This window comes from Quyinboa ferrireducens, from assembly GCF_042436675.1.
Taxonomy (GTDB): Bacteria; Bacteroidota; Bacteroidia; order Bacteroidales; family UBA5342; genus JBHJHP01.
The window spans coordinates 82,680-108,332 of sequence record NZ_JBHMVA010000012.1 but is presented as its reverse complement, the minus strand read 5'-3'; the positions used below and the strand labels follow the sequence as shown (position 1 = coordinate 108,332).

Genomic DNA, 25,653 nt, shown 5'->3' with positions numbered 1-25,653 from the left:
TGTTAACGGCAATTCTACTGATAGCAATGCGTTTGTTCAGTAAGCGGCCTGAGTTTCTTTTACAGCACGTGTTTATTTACTGTAAAAGCAACAAGTGATTTGAAAGCATCTTTAGTCAGTAAACGGGCTTTTGATGAAATGCATGAAGATTGAAAATATTTATTAAGATTACTATGATGAAAATATCAGTTATTACGCCAACCATCAAATATGATCGATTACTGGATCTAACAATAGATTCAATTGCAAATCAAACTTACAGCAACGTTGAGCATATACTTGCGTGTTATAAATCAACGGTTAATACTGAAGAACTTCCCTCAGATTCTCATGATGTAAAAAGCTTGAAAATCAGTTTAATAAAGGATAGTTTTTATGACGGCCTGATGAAAATGATACATGAAACAGAAGGTGAAATACTTTGCATTTTGAATCCTGGAGAAATATTATATGATACAGGTAGTTTATCCCGAATTGTCAATAATTTTCAAAAAAGGAATTGCAATCTGATATACGGTAAAAACATGCTGTATAACGGGAGTAATAACCTGAGTTCCATCTTTTCCCTTCGGATATCAAAAAACAGGAAATGGCAAGTCCCATTTGGTAACATGCCTTTGTATACAGCGATATTTATTAAAAGGGAATTGTTGCTGAAAATGGGGATTCTGTCAGGGAAACAAAAATTTAGCAGTGAATATGAGCTTTACCGCTTATTAAGTATGCAAACTCATGTAATGCCATATTACATGGATACATATGCTTACCTGAGGAATTCAAATTCTTTCAGAATGGAATCCGGACGGGTAGGTCAAAACCTGACCGCATAATCTATCATTATAATCTGGTGAATTATAATAGCGATGTGTAAAGAATAACAGAATTGGTAATACTAAATAAGCATTCACACGAAAAGAGGTTGAATTTCATTTCAATCTCTTTTTATTTTGAATAATGACTGGTAAAACTACTTTGTGTTAAGTTTCCGAAATATCGGGCGTGTCGGGCTAAATTTGTTTTTTTTTAATCAACAAAGGTTTCCTTGATTATGGCTTTCAATTCCTTGATTTCCGGTTTTGATAATCTACCAAGAGGTCTTATTATTCTTTGTTTATCAATGGTTCTTATTTGGTCAAGTACAATCCAACCAATTTTACTATCATGCTTAACCTCGATTCTTGTAGGATAATTTTTAGAACTGGTTGTCATAGGAGCAATTACAATTGTTCTAAGGTATTTATTCATCTCATCCGGCGAGATTATTACACAAGGTCTTGTTTTTTTAATTTCACTTCCAAGCGTAGGGTCCAAATTCACAAGAATGATTTGATATTGTTTTATTTCCATTCTTCCAGGTTTTCGTCTTCAAATACATCATCAAAAAGAAGCCTATCGTCCCCGTTTTCATTCATTTCTTTAAAAGCTTTATCCCAACCTTTTCTGGGTGTTGATGATGGTCTTAATACAATTTGCCCTTTTTCAAGAATCAGATCCACTGTATCCTTAATGTTGTATCTTTCCAAAAGACTTTTACTTAGTCTTATACCCTTCGAATTTCCTATTCTAATAACAGATACTTCCATAATACTATTATTTTTATTGTAATTACAAAGTTATCACGTTTTTTTTGTTTTGCCAAATTAAGACCAAAGTACGATTAGTAAAAACCAGGTGCTGCAGAATCTTTTTTCTCAGATGAAAAGATCCTTTTTAAATGAATTATTCAAAAATAGGAGTAAAGGTCTATTGCATAAAGTATTAATGCACAGCTGTAACTCAATTCACTTTTTAGGAATTCCCAGACTTTCCTGAAGAATGCTTACCAGTTCGTCTGCATTATAAGGTTCCGGAATAATCCATTTTGAACCATAAATCAGTTTGGGTATTGCGCCCCGGCCATTCTGTAGCGTTTGTCCAAATAGTTGCACACTGCTTTGTATATACCGCTCAATCCATGGATCAGCCAGTGCAGCCTCAAGCTTTTCATGACCCACAATGTCAGCAGCTTTCATCTTAACTTCTTCAAGCGTTCTTGGACGCCAGTAGTTACCTGAATCAAAGGTGAACATCCAGTTTTCAAACGAGGAAAATACTTCCGGATTCGCGCGCCATACAGCTAATCCGATTTTTGCCAGTTCACAGGAATTTTTAAAGTTTGTTGTACTGACCGGGATAAAAGGATTACAGCTGTGTTCTAAGGGTGTTGGGCGCAGTACAAATGCAAGTTTACCGTTATACTGCCGAACAGCCTCATTCAACATAAAGTGTAATTTCTGACAGTGTGAGCACTGATAATCAAAAAGCAATGTAACCTTGTACGGTGCATCCGGTGAACCAATTATGGGGGCATTTTTAAAATCAGTGTTTAAGGTATATTCCTGCGTATGGCTGTCGTGAACATCAGCAGAAGGCGTATTTGTGAACTGAAATACTGCTACAAATCCAGATATAATCAGGCCCGTCAGCAGAAGTATAACTATGCGTGTAGGTTTCAGCAGGTGCTTTTCTTTTTGGGTTGTTTCATAGGCTTTAAATGCTCTCCGGATTATTACAACCGATAATAAAACGCCTGTAATGTGAGTCGTCATACAATACATACAGAAACTTCCGATGATCCATTTTTGTAATACGGTAAACCAGATTGCGCTGCCAATAATCACACCTCCCAGAAACGTCATTACACTCCATGACAGGCGTCGAACCGATAATTCAACAGAATTACTTATGTTTAAACCGGCTACAAGTATGGCAAGGTAGACCCCCAGTGCCATACCACTAACAGGAATAAGGCCTGCCAGCGTTGACCAGCGACTGCTTAATACCTGATCGCATGAGCTACCACTGCCACAGCCCGGCATTGCTCCTTCGGTAAAATAGTGCCAGCTTAAAACAAGACTTAAACCAATGGCCAGTACGTTAAGCCCGGTAAATAATAGTCGCCAGAACGGCCAGTTGTTTTTATCCTGTGAATATTGGATCATTGCACCTTCGTCTTTTAATATAGAACTCCGCTGCAATAAAGTTGAAAGATTTGCAGCGGAGTTCTTGTATATTGTATCTTATCAATGATAATTCTAATTAATACTGATTTGGTTCACCTGGAGTCGGAATATTGCTTGCAATAATGGTTCCAATCTCATGATTTTTAACCAAGGGTTTTGAAAATGTGATCCCTGTACCAGAAACCGGTTCTTCATTATTGTGCATGTTCTTTAGCGGCGCAGAAACCGTGATAAAGATACCTGGACCATTATCATTATTGTTGTTGCGACGGAAGCGTCTGTTGGTGACTGACGCAACAACTGCTTTTTCGCTATTGGCACCACTGCCAATTGTGATGGTTTGACCTTCACTGAATCCATCCACGCTTTCAACCGGAACAACGGTATCACCTTCTTTTGTAGCTGTAGCTACGGCTGTTCCACCGGCTGTACCAATAAGAGCTATGGTAGCTATTTCACTTTCGCTACCACTTCCGACAACAACCTTCTGGCCCGGAGTAAAATCGTTTACACCAGAGACTTTAAGGTTTTCATCACCTTTAACAGACGCAATTGCGATCGAGGTACTTGTTTGTGTATGGAAATCACCGCAGTTACTGTCTTCATCAGCACCATCAGGATAACGACCTGTACTGATATCCGGCAATGATATGGAGCCGCCACCAAACCAGCGGAAGCTTCCCCTGCCGATAGGAGTAGGAGCAAAGCAGCCATATTCACGAGCCCCTGAAACAGCCTGATACCCTTCTGCCAGGTAAGGATCTACAAGTGCCCCGTAGTTTAATCCGTCAACGATATTGTTTTCTGCATCGCGCAATACCATGCTGCCCGAACGGGAAGAAAGAGCCGGGCCTCCGAACCACTGATCCGGATTGCGGGGTCCCTGGTAGCCTGCAGTTGTCACTTTTGGGTCAAGAACAACCTCTTCCATTTCATGATCATTAGCCAGAGCTTTATCCAGCTTGATGTTTGAATTGAGTGCCAGTACAGGTTCATTGCTTGAATGATCGAATTTAGATTTTGGCTCAAAACTGATCCCTGTTCCCCAGGCGCTAAACGGCATGTTAGACGCATGATCGAATTTCAACGGTTCTTCCAGTTCAAGACCGGTTCCCGGGTTATCATTTTCACCTAATGGTCCGGCAAATGTGCTGCGGGAAGAAGCTGTTCCCACACTTTTAACAACGACCCATTCTATTCCATGGCCTTCACTCTCGATATCCAGCCTGATTTTATCGCCAACAGAAATATTTTCTACAGAAGATACTTTAATGTTTGTGTCACCAGCTTTTGCATCCATCGAGAGCCAGGCCTGTGTTCCGGGCTTCCCAACTTTGGTAATGGTTACCACTTCGTATTTTTCTACAGCTGTTCCAACAACAGGATATTGCGCTCCGTAACCAATCGCCATTTTCTGGCCAACTTCGAATCCTTCTACACTGTTAACCGAAATGCTGTTTGAACCGGCAGGGAAAGTAACGACGGGTCCGTCGGGCACCGGTTGCCAGATATTGGTCTGACCCGGAGTACCCCGACGCCATCTGCGACGCGGATCGTTTTCGGGTTCAGCAGGAGTTGATATTCCTGCAATTTTCCTGATCTCTTTATTTGAACCTTGGCCTATGATCACTTCATCGCCAACAGACATGCCTTCTGTGCTTCGCACAAAAATAGTTGATTCGCCTTTTTTTACCGGTACTGCAAGACCTGAGTTGGAAAGTCCCAACAGGTAGAAACTGTGAGGCGCCAGTTCTGTTTTCGCCGGAATCTGAACTGTTGTGAAGACTGGCATTTGTGTGGCATGTTCCGTCAATGTCCAGTTTGAAATGTCAATATTATCATTCCCTGAATTATAGAGTTCGATGAAGGTGTTTGTTGAGTTGGATCCGTCGCTGACCCGGAACTCATTAATTTTTACAGGGCTCACATTTCTTACCTTTTCAATAGCAGTTTCTGACTGTGATTTTCCTTGCGCGGAACCTATCCATTTTGCATTCCCAACCAGATCGCCATTAAAAGCGGCTGAACCTGAAGTAACCGTGAAGGTTGCACTTACACTGGCTCCCGGTGCAATTTTACCGCTAAATTTCTTCGAATCCTTTTCTGAGTTTAATGCCACAGACTTCCATCCTTTAGGTACTGATATACTCAATGTAAGATCTTTAATAGCTTCTCCGGTAGTGTTGGTAAATGTTACGGTAGTGTTTTGTGATGAATTAGGTGTAAAGGTTTGCAGTCCTGGAGGCATACCTGTATTTGATGCCGGTGTAATATTTACCCGTTGTACATCGTATTTTGCAGCCACAATATTAGCCTGGAGTTTTTGGTTTGTTTCTTTGGATGGAAACGTTCCGGGAGCTGTCATGGCAGCTTCGTAGAAAGTACCCTGTGAAGCGTTGCTGTTATCGCCACCGTTACCCAGGAGTATGGCACCCTGCTTACGCATGGGGTCATAACTGTTTCTGTCATTAATGATTCGTTGTCCATCGTACATCACCTGGAGATCGCCTTTTTGTGCATTTCCTCCCATTGACCTCCAGTGGTGAGGCTCACCATCGGCTGTGGCCGTCACAAAACGCCAGCTGATGCTGGGTAAGTCTGCACAGTATTTATCCCTTGGATCAGGATTAACACAACCCACCAGATTATTTTCCTGATCTGTCATGATCCATGGTCCCTGATCCTGTCCGTGATACCAGTAGGGAGCATTACCGTAGTAGGTGGTTTCCATGGTTCCGTCACCGTCATCCCGGCTGTCAGTTTCGGCATTTCCATAATCGAAACAACAACCATCGTTATAATGAAGCCCGTTAATCACCCAATACTGACCTTCGGCCTGATCATCCACTGCCGTTCCTTTGGTGTCATTTAAACGAAGGCCCATTCCCGGCTCAATGAAAATACCATAAACTTTATGTCCCATAAGCGTTACGGGTGCCATATCCGCAATAGGAAGGCTGTTAAAACCGCCCATCATTGTCGGGGCACCGGTTCCGCCACGTGGAGCCTGTATCAGATGATTTTCCTTGCCTGACTGGTCATACAGAATTGTAATCCAGCAATAGGTATCTGCACAGAATTTATCCTGTGCAGCTGCATCAGCATAACCGCCCGGATCCCCTTCGCTGGGTTGTACAACGCCAATGTCCAGTGTTTTCCCATCGGACATACGCATGACCTGATATAACGGGCCATTATACGATGCATACAAGGCACGGGTAGTACTGTGTGCTGCCACACACGGACAGTCTCCGGCAGCATATACATCGCACGGACCTTCCGGTCTTTGGGGAACCGCACTACTTCCGACTCCGGACATGGCCAGAATCATCATTAAAGTAGCCGGTAAAACAAGAGTCAATGAAAGAATGAGTAAAAGTCGATTTTTGTTTTTCATGGTACCTTTTTTAATTGTGATATTGTTGTGGTTTGTAAGTTTCCCATTTAAAGGAACATATAAAAATAATTGATTTTATTTTTTTATACTAAAATCTGAAAGGTTTCTTAATTGAAGTGGTCGGATTCTTTTCTTAAGAGAACATAATCCGACTTTTTACTATGCTAGATAATAGTTGATTAAAATTTGGATGTAATTATACTCCCCAATTTTCACTTTATAACAAACAAGTGTATTTATTAAACACACTTTGCAGACTTTAATGCTGCCAATGATGTGAAGAATAGTAAGACTACTGATATATATGGATGTAAATTCTAATCCATTTAAGAATTCTTTTAATGGCTAATCTAATTAATATCTAATTTAGACAGAATTTCTTCCGGCCAAATAATGAACTTACCGTATTGTCCATCTTTTTGTATTGCTCCTAATGCCTCCCCATTTTCAGTTGCAAACCAATCATTACCTCTTTTTTCCATTAATTGCATTGCTACAAGGTTGGAATTGATTTCGCGACTTGGAATACCCGATAGTTTAGATAATTCATTAGTTGTATGGTATGTGGAATTTGAAAAGTTTTTGCTTTGTGATGTCTGTTCAACATTTATATCATTTGTTTCATCAAGAATAAAATAGTCGTTGAACCATATATCGTTCAAACTAACTGCAACTATTTGCTCTTTCTTTGGTAACTCTTGCTTAGTATTATACCATTTGATACTATTATCATCAAATCTTTTTAATTGAATTTGATCGTAGCTAAAGTCATTATTTTGATATCTTTTATCCATAACCACTCCAACAGTAAAATGACTAACATTTTCAAGAGTACGCAAAACTTCATCCTTTAATTTATAAAACTTAATATTAGTCTTTAAAATTCGTTTTAAATCTGCTGGTGTTACATTATTTAAACTAATTATTTCCAATATTTCCTGATCGGAAAGTATAGTGTTTGATTTTTGACGGTAAACAGGTGATAGATCATCTCGTAACCACTCTAATAACTTCTTCTTAATTTGTTGATTATAAGGTAATAAATTGATCTTTTTCTCAGTATTGTTAAATTCTGTTTGTATTGGATTATCTGAATTTTCAATCCAGGGTTTTACTCGCGTCCCATTAATTCTCATGTCTTTTATGTCTTCCATAATTTTATTGTATGCTTCCTCATCATCTTCTTTTGTGATAAGAAATCCCATTTCAATATTAGTTGTCTGACTATAATCATATAAATTCATTGAAGAAATAATTGCTTTATTTTCATTAATGTAGCATTTGGCATGTAAATTCTTTTTTTGCCATATTTTAATATCTTCTATTTCCGACATCCATTCAAGTTCAGATTTTTTTAATTCTGTATTTCCATATATGATGGTTATTTCGGCAAGAGTTCCAATTTTACTTTTAGTTCTAAGTCGTTCCTGTATTTGTGTATTAACTTTCAAAGAATAGGTAACCAGGATAATTTTTTCCTTTGCTTCTTTTAGAAGTTCCATTAATTCACTGGAAATGTGTGAAGTGTCCAGATATTTTGCCATTAAAATTTGATTTTAGTATTTAAATAATTCATAGATTTTTTTGAAAAACCGTTGAAAGTACAAGTTTTAAATCGAATATTATAATTTAAATACTGGTTGAAAGCCTCTAATAAAGGAGCTATTGGCATTATTTCGTTCTAATTTACATCAAATCAATACAGTTTAAGTTAATGTGGAACAAATATAAATTAGAGCTAGATTATAGTCACGAAAATTTATTATAAGGATTCGGATATCAAAAACTACCATTTAATAACTTTAAGAAATAACCTGTTTTAAAAAAATCTAACTCGTATAATATCAGTTTTTATTAAGCAAACCACTTTATAGCACTTTATTGCCACAAAAAGCAACGTAAAGCAACGCAAACCAAACTTCCGTTTTTTAGTTGAGCAACCTTTGTAGGGTCATTATGACGAGGCCTTGTTCAGATGACTATTTATTAATTTAAAATAGTAAGATCATGTCTGAACTCTTCATGCTTATCAGTGAAAAAACAGTGAATGAACTGTTTAATGAAATAAAAAAACTGCATCAGAAAATTGATTCAGAATTGAAAACAAAAGTAGGTGGTTTATCGGAGAAGTGCTTGGATAACCAGGATGTTATGCTGGAATTGAAAATCAGTCAGCGGACCTTGCAGAATATGCGGGATACTAAAATGCTTCCGTATTCAAAAGTGGGAGGGAAGGTGTATTACAAAAGTACCGACGTAGAGCGATTATTGTCTGAAAATTATACGAACAGAGGGCATTCAGGGTGATTACAGATCGTCCCTGGTTACACCAGCATATTTTGTTACGAGGGTTGCCCCGGTGTTTGGTATCTTGTTTAAATCAGGACAGAGAAAATAAACTTTTACAAAGCTATTTTTGAATTTAAGGCCGTAGGTATGAAGGGCCTGAGAAAATGACTCACCCCGGTCTGCATAAACAGATCGAAACTTTCAAACTGACCCCTCTCTTTTTCTCCGATGCTCTTCGAAATAAAGAGGGGTAGTTTGTACAAAAACAGGAAGATTCTTTTAAAGGTGCGCCAGAATACCCTGAAAGGGTATTATTATTGTAGCCCAGGGTAAGCGAGCGAAGCGAGTGCCACCCTGGGTTAATTACGTCATGTAAATCAAGGCCGGTTATGAATTCTTTTAATGAAATGGAAACAAATCAAGGCCGCAAGTCAGAACGAGCAGCAGAGATGCCTCATCCCGTACCGGATAATTCTTTTATAATTACAAATCTTCCCTGCTTACTCCATCACATCCCATAACAAGATCCGCACCGTAAGCTTTAGCCGGTGTTTGGTATCTTGTTTTAAATAAAGGTAATACAATGTGCAAATTATTGAAGGGTTTTAACACCCTCTTCCTCATTTCAATCGGAATTCACCCAGTTAATACTTTTGAAGCATCAAAAGTATTCAAAAATGCCTGCTGCAAATCAATCCCTGTAATAACCTGCCTTTACTTTAAGTTATGTTTGACCTTTGTAATTAAGGTTTCTGATTTCATTAAAAAGAACCACCCGCATATCCGCCGGATTTGCAGCGGGCTCCCCGCATTTCTAAGAGTTTTGTCTGTAGTTTTATCATCAGTTGGTTTAAAATAATACCCTGAAAGGTTTTTATCATTGTAGCCCAGGGTAAATGAGCGAAGCGAGTGCCACCCTGGGTTAATTACGTCATGAAAATCAAGGCCGGAGATGAATTCTTTTGATGAAATTGAAGCAGATCAAGGCCGCAAGTCAAAACGGTCTGCAAAGATGACTCACCCCAATTGAAACATATAGCCCAATCCCATCAAACTGCCCCCTCTCTTTTTCTACGATGCTCTTCGAAATAAAGAGGGGTAGTTCTTACAAAAAACAGGAAGATTAGTTTAAAGGCGCGCCAGAATACCCTGAAAGGGTTTTATTATTATAACCCAGGGTAAGCGAGCGAAGCGAGTGCCACCCTGGGCTAATTACGTCATGTAAATCAAGGCCGGTGATAATTCTTTTGATGAAATGGAAGCAAATCAAGGCCGCAAGTCGGGACGACCTGAGAAGATGATTCGCCAAATAAATAGATTAATATCCATTAGCTTATATATCTTCACGTGTTACGCCTTCACATTCCATCACAAGATCTGCACCGTAAGCTTTTGCCGGTGTTTGATATCCGGGGACACTATTCCCGGATATTATCTTGTTGACAATTGCCAGGGCACATTCAGATGTCCAAACCACACCTCCTTCAGGACCGTGAAGACGGGCATTGACTTTATTTCCTTTTTCATCACTTAATTCACCCCAAACATGCATTAATGTTTCTTGACGTTCTGCTTCTGTTGATCCTTTGGTTTTTCTTTTTCTGAGTATATTCAGCACAAAGGGCAGACTTAATATGGGCCGGATGGCTTCAATCATTTTGAGTTGCTTTATGACCGTTTCAGGAAAAGACGCATACACTTCAATATTGGGAATGCCTGTGCTTTGGTAGGCCGTGAACACATCACCCCAGGTCAGGCGGACGGACTTTTGCATGCCCTTACCAAAATCGATCAACCTGGTTTTAATACCCTTTGGCGGTTTTATGAGTTTTCCGTTTTGACGGATCCGGTTACCATATGGTATCTGTTCTATCATGGTATTATTCGTACCAGGTGGAAGACCTGCAGGACCATCACTGAAAAAGCCAAGTTCCAGTCTGGTGCCCTTAGGTAGTTTTTCTTTTAAATACATTGACAGACAATCCGTTGGTGTGACATCAAAACCGGCACCGGGAAGCAACATTACCTTCTTTTCCTTTGCTTCCTGATCGTATGAAGCTATGCCTTCAAATACCGGAATCTCTCCGGTGATATCCAGGTAATGAACACTTTTGGCTATACATGCTTCAACAAGAGGTTTCCAGGTGTATTTAAACGGACCGGCACAATTCAGCAACACCGTTACACCGGACAAATTTTCTGTAATAATTTGAGCATCATTCAAATCAAATGCCCGGAATTCCAGACCAAGCTTTTCTGCCAGTGGTTTCAGCATGTCTTCATTTCGTCCTGCAAGAACCGGTTTCAGTCCTTTCCTAACTGCCATAGCAGCCAGCTCCTGACCGACAAATCCTGTCGCCCCGTAAATCATTAAATTTTGTTTCATTGCTGCAATATCTGAAGCATTATTAAAACTGGTTTTGTCTACTTCTACTAACAATACTTTATTATTTCAGTTCAGAAAGATTAATGAGGTAAAAGTATACAGAACTGCTGCTCAACTTTACAGAAAGACTGAAAATTACGACAAAAAGCTATTTCCATCCGTATTCGCTTTGACTACGCCTTGATTACGGTATTCCGGGTTTTGACTACGGTCTGATTACGCCTTGACTACGAAATACCGGGTTTTAACTACGGCTATATTACGGTTTTCGAATGAAATATACCTTTATAATTTGGTATACTATTAAATGTATTCGCCAGTAATACCCGGATAATAAGGTATATGGTAAAATGGATACCTTCGTATTCCGGTATAACTTTAAAGCTAATTCTTATTCTCTAAAGCAAAATGTTTACTGTTTGCAGTCACTGTAAATGACAATCAGGTTCAAATTTTATTATCTTTGAAAGTCCTGTTTAAATGGAACTCCAATTATAGACTCAACATGAATCAAAATAAATTGACTTTATCTCAATTAGAGCAATATCTTTCTAAAGCAGCTTGGATTTTAAAAGGCCCGGTGGATGCTTCTGATTTTAAGGTTTATATTTTTCCGCTTTTGTTCTTTAAGCGCCTTTCTGATGTTTATGATGAAGAATATCAGGTAGCATTGACTGAATCTGAGGGCGATGAAGAATATGCTTCCTTGCCTGAATTTCACCGATTTGAAATTCCTACTGGTTGCCATTGGAATAATGTGCGTGAAACAACTACAAATATAGGTTTGGCAATTGAAAAAGCCTTACGCGGTATTGAACAGGCCAATCAGGATTTGTTATATGGGATATTTGGGGATGCACAGTGGAGCAACAAAAACAAACTATCCGATAGATTACTTATCGACTTAATTGAGCATTTTTCTCAGTATACTTTATCCAATTCACTGGTGGAACCGGATATTTTAGGAAATGCCTACGAATATTTAATCAAGCATTTTGCCGACTTGACCAATAAAAAAGCAGGTGAATTTTATACACCCCGCTCTGTTGTCCATCTGTTAGGATTAATTCTCGATCCGCATGAAGGTGAAAGCATCTATGATCCGGCATGTGGAACCGGAGGCATGCTGCTGGAAAGTGTCAATCACCTGAAGGAAAACAACGAGGACTACCGAACCCTAAAATTATATGGGCAGGAAAAAAACCTGACGTCCAGTTCCATTGCACGTATGAATATGTTCCTGCATGGAATTGAGGATTTCTATATTACGCGAGGCGATACACTTAGAAATCCGGCCTTTTTTCATGCTGATGGCCTTCGGACTTTTGATTGTGTTATTGCTAATCCTCCTTTTTCTCTGAAAGACTGGGGAGCCGATTTATGGACCAACGATCCTTATGGAAGAAACATAGTCGGTGTACCCCCTAAAGGAAACGGCGATATGGCCTGGGTTCAGCATATGATAAAATCCATGAATGGTTCTGGACGAATGACGGTAATACTGCCACACGGGGCTTTGTTTCGTAAAGGTGCTGAAGGAAGAATAAGGCAAGCGTTATTAGAGCAGGATTTACTGGAAGCGGTAATCGGCCTGGGACCAAACATCTTTTATGGAACCCAACTGGCAGCTTGTGTGATGGTATTTAAGCAAAACAAACCTGCAGATAAAAAAGATAAAATTCTGTTTATAGAAGCATCTGAACAAATACGTGTTGGACGTGCTCAAAACTTTTTGGAGTCACAACATGTGGATCAGATATATAAATGGTATAATGCATATGAAGATGTTGAAAATTACGTAAAAGTTGCAACATTTAAAGAGATAAAAGAAAACGATTATAATTTGAATATTCCACTCTATGTTGAGAAAATCATTGAAGATGATCTACCTTCTGTTGAGGAAGCATTAAGTGATTTGAAAATGGCATGGAAGGAGAGTTTAAAAGCTGAAGAAAAGTTTAAAAACATTCTCACGAATTTTCTCAATTGACTATGGTAAAAGACATAGAGTTAAAAGTGCAGACCATCGGAGAACAAATGGTTAAGTGCAACATAAACTGTAAAGGTATCTGTAATGAGCCTTCAAATGGAATATTACCCAGGTGTCTTTTTTTTGATATTAAAAGAGATAACAAAAGTAAAGGTTGTGTTATTATTGGTATTAATCCGGGACAGAGTGGAAAAGAAGAAAGTAAATACTATTTACAAAATAATAACTCATATTATTCACAAGTTGAACTTTGGAAATCACATGTGGACAAAGTTAACTATTATAAATTCCTAACTGATTTTATAAATACAATTGGTTTAAAAGGGCCTATTTTATGGACCGAACTGGTGAAATGTCAAACAAAAATGGGATTTCCTATGCCTCCGTTGCAAACGTTTAGGAACTGTACGTATCAATACCTTTCGAAAGAGTTAACTGTAGTTCCTGAAGATTGGCCGCTTATTGCTATTGGAAGAGAAGCACATAAAGCACTTTCGTATTTATATCCTACAAAATCAGTACTTGGTGTACCTCATCCAACATCATCCAGAGGACAATTTGCCAATCTCTTTGTGGATGCTGGCAGAAGTGAATTTGTTGATGAAATACAAATGCAAGTTGACCATTTTATGAAGAATATGGGTAATGAACATTGGCTTTTTCAAAAGAAAACAAAATGACCTTACAACAACTCGAAAAATATCTTTGGGGAGCGGCTACCGCATTGCGCGGAACCATTGATGCCGGAGACTATAAACAATACATCTTTCCTTTACTTTTTTTCAAACGCATTTGTGATGTGTATGATGAAGAATTCGAAGATGCTCTGAAAGAAAGTAATGGTGATCTGGAATATGCAGCGTTTGCCGAAAATCACCATTTTCAGGTTCCTGAAGATGCGCATTGGAAGACAGTACGTGAAACAACCGTAAATGTGGGAATGGCTTTACAGGAAGCCATGCGAAAGATTGAGAAAGCGAATCCTGATACCCTTTACGGAATATTTGGCGATGCCAGCTGGACAAACAAAGAACGTCTTTCGGATGAAATATTGAGTAACCTGATTGAACACTTCTCGCAACACAAACTGAGCAATAAAAATGTTCCTGACGACCAATTGGGGAATGCCTATGAATACCTGATTAAAGAATTTGCTGACGACAGCGGACACACAGCAGCAGAGTTTTATACTAACCGCACTGTGGTAAAACTGATGACCCTGATCATGGACCCAAAACCGGGAGAAAGTGTGTACGACCCCACTTGCGGCTCTGGTGGATTGTTGCTGAATTGTGCATTGCATTTAAAGGAAGAAGGGAAAGAATACCGAACCTTGAAATTATATGGACAGGAAATAAACCTGATTACCTCGGCCATTGCACGGATGAATATGTTTATGCATGGCATTGAAGAATTTAGCATTGTACGTGGCGACACCCTGGCTCAGCCAGCTTTTTTAGAAAATGATGAACTAAAAAAGTTCAACGTAATATTGGCCAATCCACCATACAGCATAAAAGCCTGGGACCGTAAAAATTTTGAGAACGACCCCTATGGACGAAACCTTTGGGGAACGCCACCGCAAGGTTGTGCCGATTATGCTTTTCAGCAACATATTCAAAAGAGTTTAGACGAAAACAACGGACGTTCCATTTCGCTATGGCCACATGGAATCTTGTTTCGTGAAGCAGAAGCAGAAATGCGAAAGAAAATGATTGAAGCCGATTTGGTTGAATGTGTAATTGGATTAGGACCGAATCTGTTTTACAATTCTCCTATGGAAGCTTGTCTTTTAATAACCCGGACAAACAAAGAAGCGACTAAAAAAGGGAAGATTCTATTTATCAATGCGGTAAAAGAAGTAAGACAAGAAAAAACTATGGCATTCTTAGAACCAGATCACATTCAAAAAATTTTTACTGCTTACCAGAACTTTGCTGATATTGAGAATTTTGCACGATTAGTTGATATTGAAAAAGTATTATCGAAAAATGGAAACATGGCAATTAATCTTTATGTGCGACCTAAAAATGGTGATGCGGAGCAGGAAAGTTTTGAAGAAACATACTATAAATGGGAATCTTCTTCAGAGGAACTAAAAAAATCGATGAATCAATTATTCCAAATTCTTGAAAACTGATGGATGTAAATCTAAACAAATTGAATATTGATAAAAGCAACTGGACACTTGTTAAGTTTGGTGACGTTGCCAAAGAACCCAAAGAAAATGTTAAAGATATACATGCCGAAGGTATAGAACATGTTGTCGGATTAGAGCACATCGATTCGGAAGATATTCACCTAAGACGATCAGCAAATCTTGAATCAAGTACAACTTTTACAAAGAAATTTAGAACTGGTGATGTCTTGTTTGGTCGAAGACGAGCATATCTAAAAAAAGCTGCACAAGCTCCTTTTTCGGGAATCTGTTCTGGAGATATTACAGTATTTAGAGCAAAAGACAGCATCTTACCAGAGTTACTTCCCTTTGTGGTTTATAACGACAAATTCTTTGATTATGCGGTTAAACATTCTGCCGGGGGATTATCTCCACGCGTTAAATTTAAAGACCTTGCCAACTATAAAGTCCTTCTTCCACCCAAAGACCATCAAGAAAAACTGGCCGAACTTCTTTGGGCGATGGATGATGTGATTGAGAAGGAAAAAGAAGTTTACAATAAATTAGTTTTTCAATCTCAAGTTTATTTGAATAAATCTTTTAGATATGGTGCATTTTTAAATCAAAAATCTAAAGAATCAAAGTATGGATTAATACCAGAAAGTTGGGAATTAAAAACGCTGAATGATTTAGGTGTATTTAAAAATGGTATTAATAAAGATAAAAATGATTTTGGGTTCGGGAATCCATTTGTGAATTTATTAGACATTTTTGGAAATAAAGAAATAGGAAATAGAGAATTTGGAAAAGTAAATGTAACAGCTTCCGAACTCAAGCAGTTTGATTTGAAAAAGGGAGATATATTGTTTGTGAGATCATCCGTAAAACCAAGTGGAGTTGGACTTACTACCTTAGTTATTGAAGATTTGCCAGATACTGTTTATTCTGGTTTTATTATTCGATTTAGACCCTTGAACAATAGTCTAAACCATCTTTATAAAAAATATTGTTTCTATGAAGAACGATTTAGATACTCTCTGCTTAGAAGAAGTACAATAAGTGCAAATACGAATATCAATCAAGAATCACTTAATAAATTAATGATACCTCTACCACCTGATACTGAGCAGGAAGAATTTTCCCGCATTATGAATCGATTTGAGAGAATCCAGCTTCAAGTAGAATCCAAAATCGCAAGCTCGAAAGCTTTACAAAGGAGTTTAATTAATCAGATATTTTAACCTTTACATTTCTATGAATTACAATTTAGGATGAATACTGGACAGACCATATCAACTTACCTTGTTCCTGATATTCGCTGGGAGCTTTATAGGATTGAATCTTTGGAAGAATACATTGAACAATTTGTAGTTAAAGGTAGGTTTCATGCAAATGTACCTGACGATATTCAAGAAGCCTGGCAAACCGTAGAATATATTCTGGCTCATGCATACTACCATTGGCCCATGTATGATGAAGGCTTTCAAAAAGCTTTATTGATTATTGAGATGGCAGTTAAGCTCAAAGCGAAAGAATTGGATATGTCGTTAAAAACTAAACCAAGCAAAAAAGGTAAGATTTTCGACAAAAAATTGTCTGTTCTTATCAATGAAGTCTTTACTGAAGAGCACTTCCAATTTCTTAAAAAAGATATTGACCGGGCACGAAGAATTAGAAACCATCAGGTTCATTCAGAGAGCAACACCTTTAGTGGCGTAGTAGGTAATAAAACTGGAAATTTGATGTTGGCAGTTAATGTGTTGAATGATATTTTTAAAAATAATGAAGAGCAAATAGCTTTATATACAGAAAGTGTTAAAATCGCAGATACTATCAGATTTCTTAATCAAAGCTTGTTAGTTCTGGAATACGATAAATCAAGCATTCTAGTGGATAACATATTTGACTTTAAAGTAATTAATACGAATCTTTATCTATTTGTCAATCCTGTTCGAAATAATATTTCAGAGATATTATCAAATCACTATGATATAAAACCGGAGGTTATCTGCCTAACAGAATACAAGTTAAAAACTGGTGAGATAAATGGTGTTCTCTCGGAAGGTAATAAGGTTAGAATTTATAAAACAGATAAACAGGAAAATAAAGCTATTCATAAAAAGTATCTCTCAAAGATAGACTCCAGAAGTAAGGGTGAATGGGAAGCTTTTGTATATACTTTAGCGCAAAATGCGGCATGGCAGATGGTGAGTTTGGAATATGAAAATATGAGCGAAGGTTCTTGGAGTAAATCACCACGGAATATTTAATGGAAAAATGAAGCCAAATATTTATATGTTTCATCGCATCTGTTTTGATGAATTACAGTCAATAAATCCGTACTATGCTCAACGTGGGATGGTACTTTCCATACACCAGCTAACTATACTGATAAAAGGTTTATTAATGAGAGGATTGGTATTTGGCAGCATTCCACAGACTTTAAAAAGTAAAAATCACTTTCATCTAAGTTTTGATGATGGATTTAAAGAGCATTTGTATGTTGCTAAACTTTTAATAGAAAAATTCAATGCACCTAAATATGGAGTGTCATTTTCTATAAATGTTGGGAATTCCATTCTGGGGCAACACACTGGGATGGACCTTTTTTATACAATTCTTAAATATGATAAAATGGCTAAGTTAGGGACGTTTTTGCAAAAGGACCTGCAAAACAACTCTATTGATGAGATTAAAGAATGTGTTGCCTCATTGAAACCGAAAGAGCTCGTAACCTTGTCAAATCACTTTGCTGAATTACATTCGTATTTAAAACCGATATTTCTGAATGAGGAAGAAATTAAGGAGTTATCTGACTTATTTACGATCAGTTCGCACGGAATAACGCACCGGTTTTTAACGTGTCATGAAGAACAATCAAAAGAGGAAATAATACGGTCAAAAAAAATACTTGAAGACCTTTGTGGTTCAAACATTGAAACGTTCTGTTATCCGGAGGGTAAAAATACAGCTTTTTTAAGAGAACAATGCAAACAGGCCGGTTATTCTAATGCATTGTCCATAAGACACAAAGAACATAATTTATTCTGCATTGGGAGACAATAATTTAGAAAATGAACGACATATTCAGACATACAATAGACGTTTCAAATAAAAGAAATGAACAAAGCCTTTCGGAGATTGAAAACTATCAGAATAAGCACGTTGTAAATAAAAATGTAGAATTTACAAAGATCGGTGACGATGTAAGTTTTTCAATAATATTTTCAACTTCAAAAGGTGTTTACATACTTGACACAAAACAGAACATATGTAAACAAATTTTGGCAGGTAAATTCTATGGTATAACGAAGTACAATGATTTTACTTTTTTTGCCAGGCTCGGAACGAAAGGTGAGCGAAGTTTTCCCATAAATAACAGAGTTTCCGAAATATGTTATTCAAAAATTTGTGATTACAGAATTGAAAATTTGCAGATTGCTTTATACGGAATACCGTCTGAATTACATCAAATAGAAATCATTAATGACAATCTGGTTTTTCCACATACCGGATATAATCAGATTTTGTCGATCCCTCTGGAAAAAATATTCCAAACAAACAAACCTTTAAAGATTGATTCCTGTCATTCCATTGAACTTGAATTGAATGAGTATAGTCATTTAAATTCAATATTTTACCTAAATGAACGATTCTATATTATTGCTCACAATTATACAATGAAAACGAATAGATTAAGTGATTTAATTGTGTTTAATACCATAACTAATAAGCAGGAAACAATACATCTAAACGCGCATTCCGCGCACAATATATTTATAAAGAATGGGGATATGATATATTGTGACAGCAATAACAAAATCTTGATGAAAAACGAAAAGGTACTTTTTACTGCAAATAAATTATTACGGGGATTATCTGTTACCGAAAAGAATTCTTTTGTAGGAGGGAGCGATATATGTTTTGATAACTACGAAAGATATTCTTCAAATCCTTCTATCTACGTTTTAAATAATCATGGGAAACTGCAATCTGAATACATATTTGAAGAACTGGGAGATATTTATGAAATTAGACAGTTATATGATAAAGAATTATCTGTTATTCAAAACTAACTTATGAATTACATTATTGGCATTGGGCCGGGAAACGATATAGGTTATCTGACGATTAAGGCTTACAGGGCTATACAGAGAGTCGATATTGGCATTTACGTTGGTGAAATGATTGGAGAGGAAATATGTGATCTTTTTAAAGAAAAAGAACTTATAACAGGAAAATATATCGATAAAACTACATTTAGATCAATCCTGGAAAAGGCTATTAGGGATAACAAAGAAGTTGCAATATTATTACCAGGTGATATTTCGATGTTTTCAGGTCAGTTTAATGAACAGTTTACGGTTGATGAATATATTGAACTCTTTGAAGAGTTAAACTATGACTTTGAAATTGTTGCTGGTATAAGTGCAATGAATGCATTGTGCGCAAAAGCAAAGATTGATTTAACATCCTTTGCGAAAAATCAAAATGTTTTAGTAACCAGTTTTGAAAGACTTATGGACTCAGAGCAGTTTAGCCCGGATAAATTGAAGAGAGTTTTAATGACAACCCCAACCTTAGTCCTTTACCAGTCATACAGAGAATGGCATTTGATTTTAAAACTACTTAAAGAGTATTATAAGCCAAACTGTCGTGTGATATTTGCATATAAAATTTCGTGGAAGGATGAATCCATTATATGCACCACACTGGATAATGTGGAAAATGAAATTACAGGAAAGAAGTTAAATAAACATACAATTATTTTTATTATTTCGGATTAATGAAACAATTAATTTCAACAGATAATTATCAAGATTATAAAGATAAGCAATGGAAAAGCGTAGATCGCATATATGAGTTGAAGCTTTTTTCTAAACACATTGACTTAATTTCAAAATTATCAATACCTGAAAGTGAGAAAGAAAATAGTAAAGTATTATGTGTTGGAGCCAGATATGGTATTGAAATTGAGGCATTCAAACAGCTGGGATATAAAAATGTGACAGCGGTAGATATTTATCCCCGTTCAAATAGAGTTATCGAAGGAGATATGCATTTTCTACCATTTTCTGATCATATATTTAATATTGTTTACACACACCATTCTCTTGATCATTCACTATTTCCTCAAAAAGCTATTGAAGAGATGTACAGAGTTTCAGTTAAAGGGGCATTTTGGTTACATACAATTCCATTTGATGATTATGGGAAAGAAGAAGCTGTTGATTTTGATAATCCAGAAGAAATACAAATGCTTTTTAAACGCTATATCAGCAAAATAATTTACATGCAGGAGGTGATCAGAAATAAATACGGTTTTGTTGAACCTGCAGGTTTTTGTTTGCCTTCAGGTTGGAATAATGAGTTGAGGTTGATTTTAAAAGTTGACAAAAAATAATGAATATAACTGCAATAATTCCCACTAAAAACAGACATGAATTATTAAAACGAGCCATTAATTCAGTAATAAAACAAACTGAATCCCCTAATGAAATAATTGTAATTGATGGGTCTGTTAATTTAAATACAGTTAGCAAAAACAAAATGCTATGCGATAAATATGGATTTAATTATATAAAGCAGGATTACAACAATTACAATGGCGTCTCAGGAGCCAGAAATCAGGCGGTATTACGTGCAAGAAATGAGTATATAAGTTTTTTGGATGATGACGATGTTTGGTTAGAAAACTATTTAGACCGGGTGAAAAGAGAAATTGACAACGGATATAATCTAATTTTTACCGGGATATATAAGAAAAAGGGGAAAGAGATATTTGAGTATAAGATACCACCTAAGAATATAACAATTGATGATTTACTGGTAAAAAATCCCGGAATTCAGGGCTCAAATGTAACCGTAAAAAAGGCATTTTTTAATCAGATACATGGTTTCGATGATCTGAATTTTAGCCACATATTTGAAGATAATGATTTTATGCTTAGGGCACTTTTCCATCCTAAACTAAAGTATAAATCAATACCTGAGTATTTAATCATTTATTATTCTCATACTGGCAACCGATTATCTATGACCAAAACTCCGGACCAAAGAATTGGTATAGAACATTTTTATCAACGATATAAAATTTATATGTCAGAAGTTCAAAGAGAAGAATTTATTAAAAGAGCGATGAAATTATGGCAAACAAAAATCATAAAATAAGACTTCTTTGTGACACAAACCAAATGGCGTATGGCTCAAGTTCTGCATTGCTGGCCATACTGAAATATTTATCCAGCTCGAATACTGCATTCGTATGGGGAGTAACTGAGAAAATTTTAAAAAGCAGTGATTTAATTGAAAGTACAATAAAGATTAATAATAAAGATGCAGAGTCAATAAAGAAAAGTGTTGATTTTCGAAAATATGATGCAATTCTTGTCATTTCAAACTCAACGAATTTAAATACTTATCTGGATTTAGAAATACCGGTTTTTTATGTAGATATTCATTATTGGTATCCATCCAATAAAAACCATAGAGTTTGGAAAGAAGCTGAGGCATGTTTCATTGAAAAATACTTTGTTGAAAGTATCACATTGCCTAAAGGATCAATTGAGGTAGGTCCCATAATATCCTTACCACAAAAAAAAGTATTTATTAAGAAGCAAGTGCTAATAAATATTGGAGGTGGCGCAAATCAATACATAAAACCTGGTATAAATTCCAGATATATAAATGTCGTTATCGAACTGTTGGATGAACTTAGAAAGGAAAGTTTATTTAAAGATTATACATATATAATAGCCGGAGGACAGGCATCAATAAATTCAATAAAAACCCATAAGTACAGTAAGAGTTTTATGCTGAAAACGTTTAGCAAAGAAGAGTTTTTAGATACCTTACTTAAATCAGAAATATTTTTTACCAGTCCCGGACAATACGCGACATTTGAAGGATTATATCTGGAAAAGAAAGTTATTTTTTTACCACCACAAAATGCTAGTCAAATAATACAAACCACCATTTTAGAAAATGCAGGATTAATAAATAAAGGTTTAAATCTTCCAGATTATTATCCGGAATTCTCAAGTTTAAATCATGAGACTATAATTGAATCTGAACTTACGACAGAAGTATTAATAGCGATTAATAAATTAGCTAATGACACTGTAACAAAATCAAAAATTGTAACTCATTTAAAAGATCAGTTGAATGATTCATTGAAGCCTGATTATTTTGTAAAACAAAAGAAATATCTGGAGATATTGGGTGCACCCGGAGCAGAAAGTGTCGCTAATAATATTTTAGATTTTTTTAAACAAAAAGGCTTCGATAACGCAGTGAAGAGTAACTCTCAACATGATAAACTCTGTAATGATGAGGTATTGTCAGGTGATGAATTTATCACTGGTTTCCCCAATATTTTACATGATGCTGAGACGCTGCTTTTTGAACGAATTTGGTCTGGTTCGCAAAATATTCAGGAAATACAAAATCGTATTAATTTAATTTGTCAAAAATATGAAACATTATATCCTGCCAGAAACTTGAGTTTCAGATTAGCATGTACCACCACTGATTCGGATGGAGCCATAAAGACAATGGTAGATTCATTGGTTGAAGAACTATCAGTTTCAGGATGGAATACCAAAAAAGAGGGTATTTTGTTTGATATCCTTATTATTGAAAACAGTAAGGACGTAGATATTGTCCAAAACAATCATGATTTTTGCGCTAACTTTAAACATGAAAAAGTTAATATAAAGTATATCCCATGGATAGAAAAAAATAGATTTAATAAACGACCGTATTCAATTGCTGAATCCCGTATTTACTTAATAGAGTGGCTGAAGAAGTTGGACTGGCATGCCAGTAGTAATAAACCAGTATGGGTTCTTGATGATGATTTTGAATTCAAAATGACAATTCCTGATAAGAGGGATTTTGCCAAAGAACTTAGGGTAGGATCAGTATTTCATAGAATGGAATGCTTGATAAATGAGGGCAAATCAGATGCTATCGTTGGCGGCAACAGTGGTTCATGTCCAATACCGGAATTATCAACAATTCGACTTCAACTAATGGATCTTAGAGAATTTCTTAAAAATGGTTTAGTTAATAATCGGGGGAAAGTGCTAAATCAGATTAAATTGGCACCGAATTATTATTATGACTTAAGCAGAGAAAAAATTGATTATTTTCCAGTTATACCAGAAGTATGGATAAGTAATAGTTCAGACCAGGATGAATTTCTTAATAGTTTCTTCTATAAATTGCTGAACGGCACACCCGCTTCAAGACCCCTGTTTGCCAATTTTCAAAAACGTGATGGATTTATCTCTGCATGGGACGTAAATGATGAATCGATCGTTTCTGGAGGTAATACATTATATATGAATGATGAATTACTTTCAACAGATGAATACTATGCGCTTAATTATTTTGGTTTAATTTCCAGACGTTCAGATGCAATATGGTTTTTACGTAACCACCAAAAAGGGTATAAAATAAAAAAGAAAAATCTGGCAATCACTCACAATCGTAAATCACGATGTGATAATATAAGTAAAGAATCACTCCAGAGAAAAGCCTTATCAGATGTTATTGGTGTTGGATTTTGGGAGTCAATAAATGAATCCGATTCTGAACTTGTTATGGATATCGATATGGCTGTTGTGAGACGTAAAATTGTAGAACGACTTCGCAAGTACAACAAAAATATTGAACTGGCAAGATTAGTACTATATGATATTGAAAAGATATGCCCTAACGTTAATCATAGTCCATATTTTGGGTTACTCAAAGATGTATTATCTGAACCATTAGCGAAAATTGATTATAACGCGCTTAAACTTGTTAATTATGGCAATACGATTTGATATACCTATGTTATTCCGTAGGGAATATATTGATGGATTGGCAGGGCTGGAAAAGGAGGAATTAGTACAGATTGGAAGTGTATATGGAGCAATACAAAAGAGTGTTATAGGTCAGGCAAGGTTTAGTAAGAAGATACCACAGCTAGACCATCAGGAACTAGCACATTTTGTTAAGAAGGTTCATGATTTGGGCATTGAATTTCATTACACCTTAAACAGTCCATGGAATGGTATGCTGGAAAGGTATACGGAAAATAGGAATGATATAAAAACGGAAATTAGTTCTATTATCGGTACAGGTATCGATGCACTTGTATTGGCAAATCCATACCTGATTGCTTTTGTAAAAGATAACTGGCCTGAATTGAAAATAATAGGATCAATAAATCTGCAAACAGCTACTGCTTACAGGTTTAATAAGCTTCTGAAAGATGGATGTCATCGTGTTGTTCTTGACAGAACTGTAAACAGAAATATTCGGTTTTTAAAGATGTTAAAGATCCAGGGGCAAAATTATTCTCTACTTGTTAATTCAACATGTTTGTTTGATTGCCCTTTACAACAATACCATGCGAATGAGAATGGAGCATTGTCATCAGGGAGTGATTTAAATGTTATTGATACTGAATTCTGTTTAAAGTATTGTATCTCTGCATTTAACCAGCAAAAAGAAAATTTCCTTAAGGCGACGTGGATAAGACCTGAAGACCTGTCTCTGTATGAGAACATTGGTGTGAAAAATCTAAAAATCCAGGGAAGAACATTGGAGCCCAAAATACTTTTGGATTTAATAAGGGCATATTTAAATCGTAGTACACCCAATGATTCTCTATTTTATATTTTCCCAGGTTTTGAAAAACAATTTCCGGAAATTAGTGACAAATTAAAAAATTCTTCTCTGGATAAAATTGGATTTGTTGAGTCTTTCTTTAGTACTGAAAGAAACTGTTCAGAATTATGTTTTACGTGTGATTATTGTACTAATACATTCAAAAAAATATGAAAACAATTTCTGTTATTGGCCCGAATACAAGTGCTTGTACACCTGATATATATGAATTTGGAATTCAGCTGGGTAAGTTTTTAATAGATAATAATTTTATCATAGTATGTGGTGGAATGCATGGGTTAATGGAAGCAGTTTGCAAAGGAGCAAAACGGTCGGATACTTATTCCTTTGGTAAAACAGTTGGAATTATACCGGGGACCAATCGCAATGAAGCAAATATTTATTGTGATATAGTCATACCAACAGGAATAGGATTTGCCAGAAACGTTATTGTTGTCAATTCAGGTGATGTTGTCTTAGCTGTTGGGGGAGGGGCAGGTACATTGTCTGAAATTTCACTTGCATGGCAGTTTGACAAAAAAGTAATATGCTTCACTCAATATTCAGGTTGGGCGGCTAATCTTGCAAATAAAACGCTGGATAATAGGAAAAAATATCCACTGATAGGTGTATCATGTTTTGATGAGTTAAAAGAACAGTTATTATTACTGAATACAAAAAACTGACAAAATCAATACTATTTCTTTTGTGCTACAAGTTGGTATTGTAGTCTAAAGATTTTGAATAAAATTTTAAGAAAGACATATGTTAGCTTTGATTTTTATTAATTTTAAAGTCAAACTTATTATC

21 protein-coding genes are annotated in these 25,653 nt (G+C 36.2%); 15 read left to right on the top strand and 6 right to left on the bottom strand.

What is annotated here, in order from left to right:
• The first annotated feature begins 173 nt into the window (after positions 1–173).
• Entirely contained in the window at positions 174–830 is a 657-nt protein-coding gene (locus tag ACE01N_RS15735; RefSeq protein ID WP_380591038.1) for a glycosyltransferase, read from the top strand.
• Positions 831–1,023: 193 nt separating this feature from the next.
• Here the strand turns inward: ACE01N_RS15735 and ACE01N_RS15730 are convergent, their stop codons facing one another.
• From ACE01N_RS15730 to ACE01N_RS15710, 5 genes are all read right to left on the bottom strand, one after another.
• The gene (locus tag ACE01N_RS15730) at positions 1,024–1,347 is read right to left on the bottom strand and encodes a type II toxin-antitoxin system PemK/MazF family toxin (RefSeq protein ID WP_380591035.1); all 324 of its coding nucleotides are present in this window, start codon (positions 1,345–1,347) and stop codon (positions 1,024–1,026) included.
• Positions 1,338–1,583, bottom strand: coding sequence for an AbrB/MazE/SpoVT family DNA-binding domain-containing protein (locus ACE01N_RS15725; protein WP_380591032.1), 246 nt, complete (start codon positions 1,581–1,583; stop codon positions 1,338–1,340). The genes ACE01N_RS15730 and ACE01N_RS15725 overlap by 10 nt, the downstream gene beginning before the upstream one ends.
• Before the next feature lie 198 nt (positions 1,584–1,781).
• Positions 1,782–2,981 (bottom strand): vitamin K epoxide reductase family protein, encoded by a 1,200-nt coding sequence (locus tag ACE01N_RS15720; RefSeq protein WP_380591029.1) that lies wholly within the window; start codon positions 2,979–2,981, stop codon positions 1,782–1,784.
• A 97-nt stretch (positions 2,982–3,078) separates the two neighbouring features.
• A complete protein-coding gene (locus tag ACE01N_RS15715; protein ID WP_380591026.1) occupies positions 3,079–6,399 on the bottom strand; it encodes an arabinofuranosidase catalytic domain-containing protein in 3,321 nt (1,106 codons plus the stop codon).
• Positions 6,400–6,749: 350 nt separating this feature from the next.
• On the bottom strand, positions 6,750–7,943 hold the full coding sequence (locus tag ACE01N_RS15710) for a phospholipase D-like domain-containing protein (RefSeq protein WP_380591023.1): 1,194 nt from the start codon (positions 7,941–7,943) through the stop codon (positions 6,750–6,752).
• A gap of 463 nt (positions 7,944–8,406) precedes the next feature.
• Here ACE01N_RS15710 and ACE01N_RS15705 point away from each other — a divergent pair, with 463 nt between their 5' ends.
• Positions 8,407–8,706 carry a helix-turn-helix domain-containing protein gene (locus ACE01N_RS15705; RefSeq protein WP_380591020.1) on the top strand — a complete coding sequence of 100 codons (300 nt, stop codon included), beginning with the start codon at positions 8,407–8,409 and terminating at the stop codon, positions 8,704–8,706.
• Positions 8,707–10,021: 1,315 nt separating this feature from the next.
• Here the strand turns inward: ACE01N_RS15705 and ACE01N_RS15700 are convergent.
• Entirely contained in the window at positions 10,022–11,128 is a 1,107-nt protein-coding gene (locus tag ACE01N_RS15700; RefSeq protein WP_380591018.1) for a saccharopine dehydrogenase family protein, read from the bottom strand.
• Between the two features lie 451 nt (positions 11,129–11,579).
• On the opposite strand from ACE01N_RS15700, the gene ACE01N_RS15695 reads away from it, so the two are divergent.
• Genes ACE01N_RS15695 through ACE01N_RS15635 form a run of 13 tightly spaced genes read left to right on the top strand, consistent with a single transcriptional unit; the run spans position 11,580 to position 25,529 of the window.
• Positions 11,580–13,064 (top strand): type I restriction-modification system subunit M, encoded by a 1,485-nt coding sequence (locus ACE01N_RS15695; protein WP_380591015.1) that lies wholly within the window; start codon positions 11,580–11,582, stop codon positions 13,062–13,064.
• 2 nt (positions 13,065–13,066) lie between these two features.
• On the top strand, positions 13,067–13,744 hold the full coding sequence (locus ACE01N_RS15690) for a uracil-DNA glycosylase family protein (protein ID WP_380591012.1): 678 nt from the start codon (positions 13,067–13,069) through the stop codon (positions 13,742–13,744).
• On the top strand, positions 13,741–15,204 hold the full coding sequence (locus tag ACE01N_RS15685) for a type I restriction-modification system subunit M (RefSeq protein WP_380591009.1): 1,464 nt from the start codon (positions 13,741–13,743) through the stop codon (positions 15,202–15,204). The genes ACE01N_RS15690 and ACE01N_RS15685 overlap by 4 nt, the downstream gene beginning before the upstream one ends.
• Positions 15,204–16,424 (top strand): restriction endonuclease subunit S, encoded by a 1,221-nt coding sequence (locus ACE01N_RS15680; RefSeq protein ID WP_380591006.1) that lies wholly within the window; start codon positions 15,204–15,206, stop codon positions 16,422–16,424. Before ACE01N_RS15685 ends, ACE01N_RS15680 begins: the two co-directional genes overlap by 1 nt.
• Positions 16,425–16,454: 30 nt before the next feature.
• Complete coding sequence (locus ACE01N_RS15675; RefSeq protein WP_380591003.1) at positions 16,455–17,453, top strand: hypothetical protein; 999 nt, start codon at positions 16,455–16,457, stop codon at positions 17,451–17,453.
• A gap of 7 nt (positions 17,454–17,460) precedes the next feature.
• On the top strand, positions 17,461–18,249 hold the full coding sequence (locus ACE01N_RS15670; RefSeq protein ID WP_380591000.1) for a polysaccharide deacetylase family protein: 789 nt from the start codon (positions 17,461–17,463) through the stop codon (positions 18,247–18,249).
• Between the two features lie 8 nt (positions 18,250–18,257).
• Entirely contained in the window at positions 18,258–19,259 is a 1,002-nt protein-coding gene (locus ACE01N_RS15665) for a hypothetical protein (protein WP_380590997.1), read from the top strand.
• Between the two features lie 3 nt (positions 19,260–19,262).
• Positions 19,263–19,970, top strand: a complete 708-nt coding sequence (locus ACE01N_RS15660; protein ID WP_380590994.1) for an SAM-dependent methyltransferase — start codon at positions 19,263–19,265, stop codon at positions 19,968–19,970.
• Positions 19,970–20,587: a class I SAM-dependent methyltransferase gene (locus tag ACE01N_RS15655; protein WP_380590991.1), complete on the top strand. Its 618-nt coding sequence runs from the start codon at positions 19,970–19,972 to the stop codon at positions 20,585–20,587. Before ACE01N_RS15660 ends, ACE01N_RS15655 begins: the two co-directional genes overlap by 1 nt.
• A complete protein-coding gene (locus ACE01N_RS15650) occupies positions 20,587–21,354 on the top strand; it encodes a glycosyltransferase family 2 protein (RefSeq protein ID WP_380590988.1) in 768 nt (255 codons plus the stop codon). Before ACE01N_RS15655 ends, ACE01N_RS15650 begins: the two co-directional genes overlap by 1 nt.
• Positions 21,330–24,014 (top strand): hypothetical protein, encoded by a 2,685-nt coding sequence (locus ACE01N_RS15645; protein WP_380590985.1) that lies wholly within the window; start codon positions 21,330–21,332, stop codon positions 24,012–24,014. The genes ACE01N_RS15650 and ACE01N_RS15645 overlap by 25 nt, the downstream gene beginning before the upstream one ends.
• Entirely contained in the window at positions 23,998–25,017 is a 1,020-nt protein-coding gene (locus ACE01N_RS15640; protein ID WP_380590982.1) for a U32 family peptidase, read from the top strand. The genes ACE01N_RS15645 and ACE01N_RS15640 overlap by 17 nt, the downstream gene beginning before the upstream one ends.
• Positions 25,014–25,529 carry a TIGR00725 family protein gene (locus ACE01N_RS15635; RefSeq protein WP_380590979.1) on the top strand — a complete coding sequence of 172 codons (516 nt, stop codon included), beginning with the start codon at positions 25,014–25,016 and terminating at the stop codon, positions 25,527–25,529. The genes ACE01N_RS15640 and ACE01N_RS15635 overlap by 4 nt, the downstream gene beginning before the upstream one ends.
• Positions 25,530–25,653: the final 124 nt, after the last annotated feature.

Bases quoted from the DNA above. Each gene is read 5' to 3' on its own strand.
- ACE01N_RS15735 (WP_380591038.1), top strand. From the start codon at position 174: ATGATGAAAATATCAGTTATTACGCCAACCATCAAATATGATCGATTA.
- ACE01N_RS15730 (WP_380591035.1), bottom strand. From the start codon at position 1,347: ATGGAAATAAAACAATATCAAATCATTCTTGTGAATTTGGACCCTACG.
- ACE01N_RS15725 (WP_380591032.1), bottom strand. From the start codon at position 1,583: ATGGAAGTATCTGTTATTAGAATAGGAAATTCGAAGGGTATAAGACTA.
- ACE01N_RS15720 (WP_380591029.1), bottom strand. From the start codon at position 2,981: ATGATCCAATATTCACAGGATAAAAACAACTGGCCGTTCTGGCGACTA.
- ACE01N_RS15715 (WP_380591026.1), bottom strand. From the start codon at position 6,399: ATGAAAAACAAAAATCGACTTTTACTCATTCTTTCATTGACTCTTGTT.
- ACE01N_RS15710 (WP_380591023.1), bottom strand. From the start codon at position 7,943: ATGGCAAAATATCTGGACACTTCACACATTTCCAGTGAATTAATGGAA.
- ACE01N_RS15705 (WP_380591020.1), top strand. From the start codon at position 8,407: ATGTCTGAACTCTTCATGCTTATCAGTGAAAAAACAGTGAATGAACTG.
- ACE01N_RS15695 (WP_380591015.1), top strand. From the start codon at position 11,580: ATGAATCAAAATAAATTGACTTTATCTCAATTAGAGCAATATCTTTCT.
- ACE01N_RS15690 (WP_380591012.1), top strand. From the start codon at position 13,067: ATGGTAAAAGACATAGAGTTAAAAGTGCAGACCATCGGAGAACAAATG.
- ACE01N_RS15685 (WP_380591009.1), top strand. From the start codon at position 13,741: ATGACCTTACAACAACTCGAAAAATATCTTTGGGGAGCGGCTACCGCA.
- ACE01N_RS15680 (WP_380591006.1), top strand. From the start codon at position 15,204: ATGGATGTAAATCTAAACAAATTGAATATTGATAAAAGCAACTGGACA.
- ACE01N_RS15675 (WP_380591003.1), top strand. From the start codon at position 16,455: ATGAATACTGGACAGACCATATCAACTTACCTTGTTCCTGATATTCGC.
- ACE01N_RS15670 (WP_380591000.1), top strand. From the start codon at position 17,461: ATGAAGCCAAATATTTATATGTTTCATCGCATCTGTTTTGATGAATTA.
- ACE01N_RS15665 (WP_380590997.1), top strand. From the start codon at position 18,258: ATGAACGACATATTCAGACATACAATAGACGTTTCAAATAAAAGAAAT.
- ACE01N_RS15660 (WP_380590994.1), top strand. From the start codon at position 19,263: ATGAATTACATTATTGGCATTGGGCCGGGAAACGATATAGGTTATCTG.
- ACE01N_RS15655 (WP_380590991.1), top strand. From the start codon at position 19,970: ATGAAACAATTAATTTCAACAGATAATTATCAAGATTATAAAGATAAG.
- ACE01N_RS15650 (WP_380590988.1), top strand. From the start codon at position 20,587: ATGAATATAACTGCAATAATTCCCACTAAAAACAGACATGAATTATTA.
- ACE01N_RS15645 (WP_380590985.1), top strand. From the start codon at position 21,330: ATGGCAAACAAAAATCATAAAATAAGACTTCTTTGTGACACAAACCAA.
- ACE01N_RS15640 (WP_380590982.1), top strand. From the start codon at position 23,998: ATGGCAATACGATTTGATATACCTATGTTATTCCGTAGGGAATATATT.
- ACE01N_RS15635 (WP_380590979.1), top strand. From the start codon at position 25,014: ATGAAAACAATTTCTGTTATTGGCCCGAATACAAGTGCTTGTACACCT.